Origin of the sequence: Paenibacillus sp. FSL R7-277 (assembly GCF_000517965.1) — a bacterium.
Lineage (GTDB): Bacteria > Bacillota > Bacilli > Paenibacillales > Paenibacillaceae > Paenibacillus_AQ > Paenibacillus_AQ silagei.
In genome coordinates, this window is record NZ_ASPX01000116.1 from 78,568 (window position 1) to 92,037 (window position 13,470).

Genomic DNA, 13,470 nt, shown 5'->3' on the forward strand with positions numbered 1-13,470 from the left:
AATCGTAAGCCTGAATAACAAAATCCAAAGCATGTTCAAGGTGCTTAAGGTGCAGCTGCTGTCCCGTTATTCGTGAGCACAATATCATCCACGTCCACCGTCAGATGCCCGGTGCCGCCATCCTTGATATCCCCCAGCTCGAAGGAAATGCGGCCGATGGAGGTGCTGCCTCCGGCAACATCGAATTCTACGGTATATTCCTGATATTCACTGCCCAGATCAACAATTTTGCTCGTATACCCGTGCCAGTTGTAATTGTCTGCTACATCCAGCCAGCCGATGCTGATATTCATTTTGCGTTCAGCCGATGCCTTGGCCTTGAAGGTAAGTGTATAATGATTACCTTCGTTGTAAGCGACTCCCTCATAAAAGACCTGCCGGTCCCAGGTGTTCGTGCCGGTGGAGCCCACCTTGATCTGCAGCGCTCCATCCACATTGTCAATGGCTAACTCCCCGTTGTCGGAGGAGTAGCTGCTCCAGCCCTTAAGCGGCTCTGAGAAATCTCCGTTTGGAATCAGATTCTCCCCGTAAGCCTCACCATCCAGCACCGGGCTTACCTGAAGCAAGGAGATATGGCTCAGGTTGACCGTATGCGCTCCCAGCTCTTCGGTGATCTTGCCCAGACTGAACTGGAGCACCGCTGCGGGATCCGTTGCCGGGGCAGTGAACAGATATTCATAGTGTCCGCCGTCTTGGCTGAGTCTCAGCTCCTGTTCCAGATAAGGAGTCCAGTTGCCATCGTCAGTCCCGTCATGCTGAACCAGCGCTTTAATATCCCGGCCTACCGAAGCATCCGCATCGAAGCGCAGCAGATATTTCTTGCCCTGCTCTACCGGGATGCCCGGTTGCTTCACCTGTGCATGCCAAGCCTCCGTTCCAGTTCCGCCGAGGCTAACCTGCAGTTCTCCATACACAGCCTTCATTACAGTGCTCTTCCCCGGGTCATTGTCATCCCAGTCCTTCTTGTATAGCGTCCAGTTGTCGGTGGAAGCGTCCTTGAAGCTGCCGTTCACCACCAGCTCGCGGGACAGATCCAGCCAGGCCAGATTGTAGCCGCTGCCGCCAAGACGGATGTAATAGCTTCCCGCAGGCAACTCCAGTGGTGCTCCAACGATCGCCCGGTAGGACTGAAGCCCTCCGGTATCGCCTACTGCCGTGCTGTAGACAGATTCCGTCACCACATTCTGCTTGCCGGCATCCAATACGGACAGGGTAAGCTCCGAATCCGCGCGCACACTGGATACACGGGTTACCGGAACAATGCTGCCTGCCTGTGGCAGTACCACCTTGTATTCCACATAGTCGCCCTTATCCATATCCGTGATATCCTTGCCTCCTTCACCGCTCGGAATCAGGCCGGTTCCTGAGGCGCTCCAGAACTGGTCTCCGCGCAGATGCAGGTAGTTAGTGAGCACTGGCGGATCGGTCATCCGTACCAGACGCACATTGTCAAGCTCGGTCTGTCCCGCAGCCGCGCCCAGAAGGAACGATAATGCAGCTTCCGTACCGGACCCGCCGGACAGCTCAATTTCTGCTGTATAACTCTTCCACTCCGGTGTCAACGTGAAGGTGGTTCCGTCAGGATAGACCGTCTGTCCACCGCTGCTTGCCAGCTTAATGCCAAGCGGCTGCGCCTCGGCCGATCTCGCATCGAAGGCAAGCTGGTAGACGGCTGCCGCCGACACAGGAATTCCTGCCTGGGTCAGCGTCACATCCTCCGGCGATCCTCCGGCCTTCTGCACGTCCGCCCGGAATTCCCGCTTCATCATCGGCAGGGCAAGTGTATTGGTTACACTGGCCTTCGCCGCTGCTTCCGAGCCCTGCCTAACGGCAAAGCTCCAATATCCGAGCCGCGCTTCTCCCAGATCGAAGCCTCCGTTATAGATCAGGTTGCCGTCAGCAAGCGGGGTGCGTACTACCGGCGGTGCTTCTGTCTCTACCACTCTTACATTCGCGAAGTAGGCGGAAATGTTGTTCAGACCCAGATTGAATTCAAAGCGGGCATTATTGTCCGAAGCCTTGGCCATTGTGAAGCTGTACTCATACGGCTGCCAGTCCGGTGTAAGCTGGAAATTGCGCTCCCCGGAGTAAGCCGTCCATCCGCCGCCGAATTCGGTCAGCTTGCTCATCAGCGGCCGGGCTGCATCCGCTTTGGCATCGAAGGTTACCTTATAGGCTTTGCCCCGCTCCAGCAGCAGCGGCTTCTGCGCAAGCTGAATGGAATAATTCTGTTTGCCGGCCTCATGGACGGCAACCTTCACCGCCTTTCCCTTATCCTGATCATCAATGACGGAGGCTGTTCCGCTCCCGCCTTCATTCTCAATTAATTCCCAATATTCCGGCTGACCCTGGGCTGCTACAGTACCCTTGAAGTCCCCGTTGTAGATCTGATTCCCGTCTGCCAGGGCAGGACGCTGCGGGGCCGAGTGCCCCGGATCGATCGGCCGCTTGCCTGTTACATCCGGCCATTGGTCCAGGTTCTTGTACTTGTAGACCCTTACATAGTCCACATACATCTTATCCGACTTGAAGTCGGCCTTCGGATCACCCGGCCAGTCGCCGCCCACGGCCAGATTCAGAATCATATAGAACGGCCGGTCAAACGGAGCAGGGTACGTATAGTAATCCGGCTGGCCTTTGGCCATCGTTCCCCAGTCTTTGGTTTCAAAATACATTTCATCGTCCACATAATACCGGATCAGGCCCGGAAGCCATTCCAGCGTGAAGTCGTGATAATCATCCGCGAAGGTCTGGCCCTCCGGCAGTACATAGGTTTTGGTCTGGGATGCGTGCGGAATGTCGTAGTGAATCGAGCCATGGACCGTTCTTGGATAGAGATCCGCCTCTGCCTTGCCGGCAACCGGTCCCGTCAATTCCATAATGTCCATCTCGCCGCTTCCCGGCCAAGGTCCATACTGCGTCTCGTCATCGGTTGGCATCATCCAGATGGCTGGCCACATGCCCTGCTGAACCGGCAGCTTGGCCCGCACGGTAAATTTGCCGTAGGTCCAGTCGCCCTTCATCTTCGAGGTCAGCTTGGCTGAAGTATAATTCTTCCCGCCGTAAGCCTGCTTCCGGGCTTCCAGCTCCAGTACGCTCTGCCCGCTCTCTGTCGTAAGCGAAGCGTTGTCCGGGTGATAATATTCCAGCTCGTTATTGTACACCGTGCCGGTATCCTGTACATTCCATTTGCCCTCATCAATGGCCTGGCCGTCGAATTCGTCATTCCACACCAGCTCCCATGGATTGTTCTGGGTTGGCGGAGTCGGGGCCGGCGTTGGGGTTGGTGTGGTAGCAGGCGCCGCTGTCGGCACCGGCGTCGCTGGTGAAGGTGTTGAGCTTGGCGCTGGTGTGACACCGCCTGCACTTCCGCCGCCCGCTTGGGCCGGGGCAGTGGTAGCCTTGGCACTTGCCTGCGCTGTAGCTCCCGTGCCGGACAAGTCCCGAAGCGTCTCGCCGGACTTGAGTGCCTGGCCGTTGAGCAGCACACGATCTGCCTGGTTCTCAAGCCGGCCGATCTGCCCCCGGCTCACGATCTCTGATCCTGCAGCGCCTGCGCCAATGAGCACAGTCTCTGCGCGTGAGCCCGCTCCGATCTCCACCTTCGCCGGCTTAAGCAATTCAATGCGCGCTGCGGTGCTGCCATCCTCCAGTACCATCCTTACCAGGGTGGTAAGCTTATTCAGCTTGATCTGTCCCAGGGTAGATTGGCGGAACACCACCGAATGGTCACCGCCTCCTGAGATATGTGCCGTTCCCTGCACCTTAATGCCCGAGAACGAGACTTCCCCTTCCCCTGCTCCGGCTGTGACGTAGAGATTGCCGCTGACCGGGCCGCCTTCGAGCTGCACATTCGCCCGGTTGACAATCACATTGCCGGACACGGCTCCAAGCTTCTGGCTTCCCTCGCCTGAGCTGATCCACCCGACCATCCGGCTCAGCAGCTCGGCCAGCTCGGCCCGGGTCATCTGCGCCTTGGGATTCAGCTTGCCGTCCGCATCGCCGCGCAGGTAACCGGCGTCCAGCATCGCACTCACGGCTTCCCGGGCATAGCCGCTGACCACTGCCGCATCTGACTGTGCAGCCAGCGCACCCGGGGAGCCCGCCTCCAGCGTGAACGCCCGGCTCAGCATGGTTACAGCTTCCTGGCGGGTGACCGCCGATCCCGGCTGGAACCGGCCGTCCGCGTAGCCTTGAATAACGCCTGCGGCATTCACGCGGCTTACATCCTTGCCATACCAGGAAGAAGCGCTTACATCACTGAACACAGTGCTGCCCGAATCCGAATAACGGAACACGCGGCTGATGATGGCGGCCATCTCTGCCCGTGAGACCGCTTTTCCCGGTCTGAATTGTCCTGCCTCGTCCCCTTGCAGAATTCCTGCGGCTGACAGCTTGTTCACTGCAGCCGACGCCCAGTGCTGTTTCATATCGGTGAACCCTGCCGCCCGGGCTGCATCTGCCTGTCCTGTACATGCAGACAGCCTGTCTGCGTCTTTCCCGTTATCTGCCTGCGCTATTCCTGTAGTTCCCGGAAGCTGAATTCCTGACAGCAGCAATCCGGCAATCAGAAGCTTCGATATTCCTTTGCGGTACATCTGAATATTCCCCCTCGTGTAGAACCTTGTTGAATTCTGGCCCCGTGCCAGTCGATTTCAGTATAGGGTCCGTGTCCCGGAGACGACATACCAATTCCTTAGCCCTTATAACAAAGATGCAACTTTCGTAGTGTTGTTTTGCAGACGGCAAAAAGCCCAAATACCGGACGGCTTCAAGAGCCGCCCGGTATTTGGGCACGGCGAATCTATGTAACTGTTAGCCGGTTATGAATCAGGCAATGCTCAAGAGGAGGCGTGGATTTGCGGGAAATCCTGTGCAACCTCTTCACCCGAGAACAGATCGTCAAGCGAGCTGAGCGTGCCATCCTCTTCAACCTGATACACCGACATTTTCTCGCCGTTGACCGTTAGTTCGATGAAACAGCCCCAGCAATAGAACTGGTGGGAGCCGATCTTGCCGATATCCTTGGAGTTGCAGTTTGGACACTTCATATAATACATTCCACCTATCCGTTAACAATATTAATGGCATTTTGGAGCCGTTCTTCACTCATCGCGGGAACCAGTACAGAATCCTCTCCGATAGTCATCTCTTCAGAACAAGGCAGCCATTTGCGGCCTTCGATCAAATCAGTTACAAGCCCGTCACTGATTTCCAGCGCTACTATTGTGTTTCCCAACTTTTGGTCAAAATAAACATCCGATATTCGCCCAAGCACCGTTCCCGATGCTGTAAGCACCTGCCTGTCCTTCAATTTGTTCTTTCCCAAGAGGAAAGTGTAGGATATATGGTCAGCGTCAACCTTAACAATCGACTCTTTATTGCGGATCATGACAGCATCTTCGCCATAAGCGGCAATATTATCCCATGCCACAACTTTCACAAGCCTTCCAAAAAAAGATTTACTTTCCAGTTCAATACCCGTAATATTCCAGTTTGAATCCAGTCCAATGTCGATTATTTCACCGACTTCCGTACCTTCTTCAACTTCATATACAGTGAGGCCAATCATATCTTGAAGCTTCATGGTATCCAAAGTCCCCTCACCTTAAGTATTGCATACGGGTCCCATGGGCCAAAGACCTCCCGAACGTCTGCCAGACTGCACGAAAACCTAGTCTTTTGTACGCAGCCGGTTCAAAACGGTTCCAACTTTCTGGGCCACAACCTGCATTTCTTCATTAGTATTACCCAAACCTGTACTAAAGCGAATCGCAGAGTTCAAAAGTTCTTCCGGAAGCTTCATCGCCTGCAGAACATGCGAGATTTCCAGAGATCCTGATGTACAGGCTGAGCCGCTGGCTGCCGCAATCCGTTCCATGTCCAGGTTCATCAGCAGCACATCTGTCTTGGCCCCGGGGAAGCTGATATTCAGAATTCCAGGCACCGTATGCTGTTCATTTCCGTTGACGACATATCTCTCTGCTCCGACCTGCTTGTCCAGCTCTTCCAGCAGTGTTCTGCGGAGCTCCAGAGCCTGCTCATGATGACCCGGCAGCCCTTGTACAACCAGTTCAACGGCTCTGGCGAACCCGGCGGTATGAGCCAGACTCTCCGTGCCCGCCCGCCGGCCGCGCTCCTGAAGTCCGCCATGCTGTCTTGGCATAAGCGGCGCCCCCCGCCGGACGTACAAGCCTCCAATCCCCTGCGGACCTCCGATCTTGTGGGCCGAGAAGCTCATATAGTCTACCGGCAGATCGCGGAGCACCAGGGGCAGCGTTCCCAGAGCTTGTACAGCATCTACATGCACAAGCACACCCCGTTCGGCCGCTAATCTGCCAATCTCTTCTATAGGCTGTACAGTTCCCACTTCATTATTCACATACATTATGCTAATCAGTACTGTATCCTCGCGCAGAGCCGATTCTACATCCTCCAAAGAGACACGGCCGGTAGAATCGACAGGAAGATAGGTGACCTCGAAGCCCTGCCCTTCCAGTTCCGCGCAGGTATGCAGCACTGCATGATGCTCAACCGCTGTAGTAATGATATGTCTACCCTTGGAAGCAGAAGCATAGGCCGCCCCGAACAGGGCGAGATTATCGCTCTCCGTGCCGCCGCTTGTGAACACCCACTCCTCAGGGGAACAGCCCAAAAAGCCCGCGATTCTATCGCGCGCCCCATTTATAATTCTCTTGGCAGACCGTCCGAACTGGTGCACACTGGACGCATTGCCGTACTCGTTCAACAGCATATGATACATAACCGCTGCCACCTCCGGATGAACCGGTGTTGAGGCGGCGTGGTCCAAATAGATGGGTTTCATAACGAAATTCTCCACTTCTTGAAATTCAGGATTTTCTTACAGGACTACTAGATTATACTGCTGAACTGCCTGTTTTACCACCTGTTAATAAACACAATATTGTAACATTTGTCCATGGTTGGCGCTCCCGATCAGCCCTCTAATTCCGGCAACCGCGCGGCAAGCTGCTCCTCGGAGATCACTTCAATACCATGCAGCCGCAAGAGGGCTGTGGTCACCCCTTCTCCGGGGATTTTCCCGCCCGCAAATTCTCCGTTATAGATCCTTGAGCTGCCGCAGGAAGGGCTGTTCTCCTTAAGGACAACAAGCGTGGCAGCTAAGCTGCGTGCCTGCTCCAGCGCGGCATGCGCGCCTTCTATATACATTGCGGTTACATCATTCCCTGTTCTGTCAACCACCCGGGCCTGCCCCTCCAGCACATCTCTGCCGCTGCCGCCTATAATCTCTGCCGGTTCTCTCGGGGTAGAGAAGCCGCCCAGCAGCTCGGGGCATACTGCAACCGCCTGCCGGCTGTCCAGCAATTGCCGGATGCCCTGCTCCAGACAATCGGTTCCATTATATCTGACCTTCATTCCTGCCAGGCAGGAGCTTACGATAATCATGTGCTGCCGTCCCCCTTCGCAATCTTCAGTCTCATCTTATATAATTCTAATATAATGCTAAGACAAGCTGTTCGGTCTGTAAACCATAAACTACCCAGGGAGGCATAGACAAAATGTGCGGAAGATATACGATCACGGTAACGCTGGAGGAGCTGATCGCCAAGTATTTCATCCGGGAGCATCCGCTCATCCAATATGCGCCAAGGTATAACGCGGCTCCGATGCAGCATATTGCTGCGGTTATTCATGACGGCACACAGAATAAGCTCGGAGAACTCCGCTGGGGGCTGCTCCCTTCCTGGTCCAAGGAGGACAAGAACGCTGCCAAGCTAATCAATGCACGCAGTGAAACGCTGCTGGAAAAGGCTTCATTCAAAGGGCTGGTGGCCTCCCGCCGCTGTGTGATTCCCGCAGACGGCTTCTATGACTGGAAGACCCTGGAAGGCGGCAAGCAGCCGATGCGGATCACGATGCGGGACGGTAAGCTGTTCTCCATGGCTGCACTGTATGATATCTGGACCAGTCCGGACGGCGGCAGAATCTCCACCTGCACAATTATCACCACCGCTCCGAACACTCTCATGAAAGACATCCATGACCGGATGCCGGTCATTCTGGATGCAGACGGGGAAGCGCAGTGGCTGGAGCGCAGCAACCGGAATATTCCCGACCTGATGAAGCTGCTGCGGCCTTACGATGCGGAACAGATGATGGCTTATCCCGTCTCCCCAGCCGTAGGCAATGCTCGGAGTGACTACCCGGAGCTGATCCGCAGAGCCGGGCCGGAGCCGGTGCAGGGCACCCTATTTTGACTGCTGCCTGGTGAAATATCTGCTGTTTGAAACCTCCGGTCCCAGGGTATTAACTAAAGCTCATACCTCATAATATCCATCCACAATACGTATCCCAGGAGGAATTTCATATGGCTCCCAGCAGACAAGCAGTGTCCTTAAGCTCATCCGGCGCCTCCATCGAGCTGGAATGTCTCTATCATTCAACGCAGGGGCGATGGGCGTATGCCTATAACAAGGACACCTACCACTTAAGAATCCGCAGCAAAAAAAACAATGTAGACCGGGTATTTGCCCTGATCGGCGATAAATACGACTGGGAGCAGCATCATCAGGAGCTGAGCATGCGCAAGGTGGCTACCGACAGCTTCTTCGATTATTGGGAAGCAGAGATCTTCCCCGAATTCAAACGTTTCTCCTATGGCTTCCGGCTGGAAACCGATCAGGAAACCGTATGGATGCTAGAATCCGGCTTCTTTACAGACGGGCTGCCCGAGCCTGCCGGAGGCTACTACGAAATGCCTTACCTTCATGAGGCCGACCTGCTCCAGGTTCCCGAATGGGCGAAATCTGCGGTCTTCTATCAGATTATGCCGGACCGCTTCGCTAACGGAGATCCGGCGAATGACCCCGAAGGGACGCTCGAATGGGGGGCACCGCCCACCCACGACAGCTATTTTGGCGGAGACTTGCAGGGGATGATTGACCATCTGGATTATATTGCCGAGCTTGGCGTAACGGCGCTGTATCTGACCCCGATCTTCCAGGCTCCCAGCAACCATAAATATGACACCGTTGACTACGGAACGATTGACGCCAGCTTCGGGGATCTTGATAAGCTCAAGCAACTGGTTGATCTCGCCCATTCCAAAGGGCTTAAGGTGGTCCTCGATGCCGTCTTCAATCATACCAGCTCCGAGTTCGCACCGTTCAAGGATGTGCTGGAGCATGGAGCGGATTCCAAATACGCAGGCTGGTTCCATGTCCATGATTATCCCGTTCAGGTGCTGGACGGCAAGGCCAACTATGATACCTTCGGCTTCTTCAGCGGAATGCCCAAGCTCAACACTGCCCATCCGGAAGCCAGAGATTATCTGCTGGATATCACCAAATTCTGGCTCAAGGAGGTACACATCGACGGCTGGCGGCTGGATGTAGCCAATGAGGTGGACCATGTATTCTGGCGGGATTTCCGCAAGGCGGTCAAAGAAATTAACCCGGAAGCGTTCATCATCGGCGAGGTGTGGAGCGACTCCCTCAGCTGGCTGCAGGGCGACCAGTTCGATTCGGTAATGAACTATCCCTTCTCTGACCGGCTGCTGAAGTTCTTCGGGACCGACGAGGAGGTTGATCCCGGAACCTTCGCTGCTCAAATCTACGGGCTGCTCATGCGTTATCCCCGGCAGGCGAATGAGGTGCTGTTCAATCTTCTGGCAAGCCATGATACCCCGAGAGTGCTTAACCGGCTCGGCGGAGACAAGGGGCGGCTGAAGCTTGCGGTCACCTTCCTCTTCACCTTCACCGGAACGCCGTGCATCTTCTATGGGGACGAGATCGGACTTACCGGCGGAGACGACCCGGACTGCCGCAAATGTATGATCTGGGAAGAGGACCGGCAGGACCGTGAGCTGCTGCGCTTTTATCAGAGCCTCATTGCCCTGCGCAAAGAGCACGAGGTGCTGCGCACCGGCCAGTTCCGCTTCCTGCGGAGTGATCCGGGCAGCCGGGCCCTAGTGTATGAACGCTGGAATGAGCACACCCGCTTCACAGTCTGGATGAATAATTCCGCTGAACCGCTGACGCTTACGCAATCACTGGGTGAGGGCACTTGGCAGGATGCCTTGAGCGGCGAGCCTGTGGAGCAGGATGGGGAGAAAATCCGCATGACGCTGGAGCCGCTGGAATACCGGATTCTGTATAGCGGACAAGCTGGCGGCGAAGCCTGATTACCTGCGCACCGGCACAATGTATGCTGTTTTTGGCATACATTCGGGCCAATCAAAGACAAGCCCCGGGAAGGGGCTTGTTTGTTTATAGCTGTTTGTTACACCGAACCGGACTACCGGAGGTGGTATACTTTTGTAAGGACAATCGTTCTTCACACACTATACAATGACAGGAGAATCGCCGCATGGACATTAGAACCGCAACCGAAGCCGATTATGATTATCTCGCAAGCCGTGACCACCATATCCTGAACTCACTTCTTCTCTCTAAAATAAACCAGCAGGAGATTTACATTCTGAGCGAGGGTAGCCTGGACATTGGCTGGCTGCGGTACGGGTATTTCTGGGACCAGATCCCCTTCATGAATCTGCTGTGGATTGATGAGCCTTATCGCGGCGCAGGCTTCGGCAGACAGGCGGTGCAGCACTGGGAGCAAGCGATGCAGGCCATGGGCCATAAGCAGGTTATGACCTCCTCGATGGCGAGTGAAGAGGCACAGCATTTCTACCGGAAACTGGGCTACCGGGACTCAGGCTGCCTGCTGCCGGATAATGAGCCGCTAGAGATTTTCTTCACCAAAGCGCTGTAGCTGATACTAACTGCTCAAATGCTGGTTTTTCAGACCGGCTCCAAGCTCCGCCGTGTACCTGGTCAGCCGCAGGCTGATCTCGGTGCGCATCACATCCCGGGTAAGTCCGAAGCGTTCCTGATAGCCCCGGCAAAAGATTTTGTAATACACCAGGAACTCCTCCTGCTCATCGGCCAGCACCCGGATATTATGCTGCTTCAGCTCCTTCTGGAGCTGGTAGGTATCCTGCATAATACGCTGCTGAATCGCCTGGCCGGCGAGCATGAAAGCCCGCTTAAGAATACTATTGGACAGCTCAAGCTCCTTCAGACTTTTGCTGACCATCGTATCGAGGTAAGGAAGCAGAATGAGGTCACGCACCATCGTCCGCTCCTCTACCGTAATCATTTTCCTGCCCTCTGTCCCCTGCTTCTGCTCATACTGCTGGACATGCTCTGTCATTAACATTTTGGATTTCCACCGCTCGTTTCCGTCTAGCTTGCTCATTTATAGTGCCCCCCAATCTGCTGCGCCCGTTCCAGAGCTACCCCAGACTCCAGCAAAGAAGACGCGCGAATCAGCGCCCCGCTTCCGTACCGGTTCTTAATCTGATCAATAGCCCGTTCTCTGCTACTGCTTCGTATCCGGTCGTCGAACAAGGTCAGCTGCATCACGCTGTCATCCGTGAGCTGGGATATAGAGATAGCCAGCCGGCTAATCGGCAAGCCGCTCCAATGATCTACGAATAGACGGTAGGCAGCCGCTGCCACCTCATGGGTTAACGACGAAGGCTCCGGCAGTGTCGTCTGCCGGCTGTAGGCATTCGAGGTGTTGCCGTCTGTCTCCACTACCGCAACGGACACCACAGCTCCCATGTATCGGTACTTCCGCGCCCGCCGGCAGACCTCAATCACCAGCTCCAGCAGCACCACCTCAATCTCCGGCAGCCGGGTATACAGATTCCAGCGCAGCGCCTTCCCGTGGCCGACGGACTTCATCTCATGGCGTATCCCGGTCACCACCGGGCTGGGATCGATGCCGCGTGCGGTCTGCCAATAATATTCCGCTTGAATATCGCTCTGCTTACCCAGCGTGGTGCGCATTCTCCGCTTCAGCTCGCCCAGCTCCATCCGGGCAATGTCTCCAATGGTCGAAATACCCATGCGGTAGAAATTCTTGGTCATCCGGCCCGCCACCATGAACATTTCATGCACCGGGCGCGGCCATAGCTCTGTGTCCAGATTATCGTAATCCAGCCGGAAGGTTCCGCCTGCCTTCTTCTTGGCGAAATTATTGGCCATTTTAGCGAGGATTTTGGACGGGCCGATGCCCACCCGGGTCCACACTCCGGTAGATAACAGAACATGCTGCTGGATCGAGTGAATCAGCTCCGGCAAATCCCCTCCGAACACGCGCAGAGAACCGGTCACATCCAGGAATTGCTCATCAATGCTGAACGCCTCTACCAGATCGGTATACCCCTGGTAGATCTCTGAGATCAGCAGCGAGACCTGAATATACGTCCCCATCCGCGGCCGGATGACCACGAGATCCCGGCATTTCGTCAGGGCTTCGCCCACGCGTGATGCGGTAGTTACGCCATAGGATTTCGCAAGCGGGCAGGCGGCCAGCACAATCCCGTTCATCCGCGACGGATCACCCACAGCGACAGGCTGATCCGCATATTCGGGATGGGCCGCCTTCTCGACGCTGGCATAGAAGGACTGGCAGTCCGAGAGCAGAATAATCCGGTCCTTAGGCATACCTCCGCCCCCGTACCGGATGCCACGACAGAATATTGGCGGTTAGGAATACACGGGGCTGGCCGGTACTCAGACAGGTGGCACGTATGCGGCCGTCACGAATGCCGCGCACTTCAATTTTCCGCTGCGTAATCTGGCCCGCTTTGTCCAGGTATATCATTTCTATGGTTTGGCCGATGCTCATCTTCATGACTAATCGCCTCCGGGCTTAAGTAAGAACATTTGTTTGTATTATAACCAGGATTAAGATTTTTAAGCAATGGTAAAATAGAACAAATGTTCCCGTTAAGATAGGGTATGCTGAGTCGGAGATAGTTAGAACCGGGAAGGAACATTTAGAGATAGAGAAAAGCTGGAACAAACAGGAATTCCACCGCATTCACTAGCTGGAACTGAAACCCAAAAGGAGGTAATATTGAATAATGTCATACCCCCTCAAAGGAGAACGTCCATGCTTCTAAAAGCGAGTCTCCAATCGACTCTCATTTTCGTTTTTTTGTTAGCCCTGGCCGCCTGTAGCAAGGGGATAATGTTTTTAAAGGGAAGGTACACACAGTAGATGTAGAGAATACAAGGATCTTGGTAATCGCTCAGTTGAAAGAAGAAGACTTGAATAAGAATTACAAGGAAGTTCTAGAAACTAATATGTATTCTCAAGCCATTTGGGTAAATAAAGTTTCACCTTCTAAATATAAAAGGGTGAAGAAATTGAAGTGTTCTATCAAACAAGTGATGATTCCTTTCCGGCACAAGTTACCGCCAGCAAAATTGTAAAATCAAAAATGGAGTAATGTAGCCTGCAGGCCAAGCAAGGGCCCCGAGCTACTTCGGTTCCTTACGGACCAGAGAGCCGTTAATTTGAAGAAACAGGAACTTCTTGCGGAGTAACGGACCGAGTGGACCTTATTGTCTCTCTAAAGAACGTTTAGGAGCGGAATATTCGTTAATAAGGGCCGTGTCCGCAACTTGCCCA

The 13,470-nt window shown here is 54.6% G+C and carries 11 protein-coding genes; 3 read left to right on the forward strand and 8 right to left on the reverse strand.

Annotation, left to right across the window (positions count from 1 at the left end; genetic code table 11):
• Window positions 1-44 precede the first annotated feature (44 nt).
• The 5 genes from C173_RS30000 to C173_RS30020 form a co-directional block, all read right to left on the reverse strand.
• Window positions 45-4,598, reverse strand: a complete 4,554-nt coding sequence (locus tag C173_RS30000; RefSeq protein WP_051478652.1) for a carbohydrate binding domain-containing protein — start codon at window positions 4,596-4,598, stop codon at window positions 45-47.
• Between the two features lie 243 nt (window positions 4,599-4,841).
• A complete protein-coding gene (locus C173_RS30005) occupies window positions 4,842-5,051 on the reverse strand; it encodes a hypothetical protein (protein WP_036690502.1) in 210 nt (69 codons plus the stop codon).
• A 14-nt stretch (window positions 5,052-5,065) separates the two neighbouring features.
• On the reverse strand, window positions 5,066-5,587 hold the full coding sequence (locus C173_RS30010; protein WP_036732295.1) for a PRC-barrel domain-containing protein: 522 nt from the start codon (window positions 5,585-5,587) through the stop codon (window positions 5,066-5,068).
• A gap of 87 nt (window positions 5,588-5,674) precedes the next feature.
• Window positions 5,675-6,826, reverse strand: coding sequence for a cysteine desulfurase family protein (locus tag C173_RS30015; RefSeq protein ID WP_036732296.1), 1,152 nt, complete (start codon window positions 6,824-6,826; stop codon window positions 5,675-5,677).
• Window positions 6,827-6,957: 131 nt separating this feature from the next.
• Window positions 6,958-7,428 (reverse strand): DUF523 domain-containing protein, encoded by a 471-nt coding sequence (locus C173_RS30020; RefSeq protein WP_036732298.1) that lies wholly within the window; start codon window positions 7,426-7,428, stop codon window positions 6,958-6,960.
• 113 nt (window positions 7,429-7,541) lie between these two features.
• On the opposite strand from C173_RS30020, the gene C173_RS30025 reads away from it, so the two are divergent.
• From C173_RS30025 to C173_RS30035, 3 genes are all read left to right on the forward strand, one after another.
• Window positions 7,542-8,240, forward strand: coding sequence for an SOS response-associated peptidase (locus C173_RS30025; protein ID WP_036732300.1), 699 nt, complete (start codon window positions 7,542-7,544; stop codon window positions 8,238-8,240).
• A gap of 110 nt (window positions 8,241-8,350) precedes the next feature.
• Entirely contained in the window at window positions 8,351-10,165 is a 1,815-nt protein-coding gene (locus C173_RS30030; protein WP_081751412.1) for an alpha-glycosidase, read from the forward strand.
• 185 nt (window positions 10,166-10,350) lie between these two features.
• Window positions 10,351-10,755 carry a GNAT family N-acetyltransferase gene (locus tag C173_RS30035; protein WP_036732302.1) on the forward strand — a complete coding sequence of 135 codons (405 nt, stop codon included), beginning with the start codon at window positions 10,351-10,353 and terminating at the stop codon, window positions 10,753-10,755.
• Window positions 10,756-10,761: 6 nt separating this feature from the next.
• On the opposite strand, the gene C173_RS30040 is transcribed toward C173_RS30035, so the two are convergent.
• From C173_RS30040 to C173_RS30050, 3 genes are read right to left on the reverse strand one after another with little or no spacing between them, the layout of a single operon-like run.
• A complete protein-coding gene (locus C173_RS30040) occupies window positions 10,762-11,241 on the reverse strand; it encodes a hypothetical protein (RefSeq protein ID WP_036732304.1) in 480 nt (159 codons plus the stop codon).
• Window positions 11,238-12,497 carry a DNA polymerase IV gene (locus tag C173_RS30045; protein WP_036732306.1) on the reverse strand — a complete coding sequence of 420 codons (1,260 nt, stop codon included), beginning with the start codon at window positions 12,495-12,497 and terminating at the stop codon, window positions 11,238-11,240. Before C173_RS30045 ends, C173_RS30040 begins: the two co-directional genes overlap by 4 nt.
• Window positions 12,490-12,687, reverse strand: coding sequence for a hypothetical protein (locus C173_RS30050; RefSeq protein WP_036732308.1), 198 nt, complete (start codon window positions 12,685-12,687; stop codon window positions 12,490-12,492). The genes C173_RS30045 and C173_RS30050 overlap by 8 nt, the downstream gene beginning before the upstream one ends.
• Between the last annotated feature and the right edge of the window lie 783 nt (window positions 12,688-13,470).